The organism is Corallococcus interemptor (assembly GCF_003668875.1).
Classification (GTDB): Bacteria; Myxococcota; Myxococcia; order Myxococcales; family Myxococcaceae; genus Corallococcus; species Corallococcus interemptor.
In genome coordinates, this window is sequence record NZ_RAWM01000400.1 from 1 (window position 1) to 413 (window position 413).

Here is a 413-nt window from a genome sequence, read left to right on the forward strand (position 1 = left end):
GTACCAGAGCGCGTTACACTAAGTTATTGTGCGATCTTGTTGCTGATCTCTAATGGACTTTAATAAAGAAGGGATGTCTACTAGCAAGCCCCTTTTGTTGGATGGAACCAATTATCCTTACTGGAAAGTAATAATGATTGTTTTCTTGAGGGCAATAGACGATCAGGTATGGGATTCTATAGTTGAGGGATATTCTAATCCCACAGTGACTGTTGATGATCAAACTGTCAAAAAACCAAGAGCACAATGGTCAGCTGATAAGAAGACCAAGTCAAATTGTAACAATAAGGCCATCAATGCGATTTACAATGGAATTACTCCTGCTGAATTTCATAGAATCTCTGCATGTTCTACTGCTAAGGCAGCATGGGATTTACTTCAGACCGTTCATGAGGGAACGGACACAGTTAAGC

1 protein-coding gene is annotated in these 413 nt (G+C 40.2%); it reads left to right on the plus strand.

From position 1 onward, the window contains the following. Positions 1-73: 73 nt before the first annotated feature. The coding region (locus D7X96_RS39330; protein WP_121772018.1) for a gag-polypeptide of LTR copia-type domain-containing protein at positions 74-413 on the plus strand (340 nt) is incomplete at its 3' end.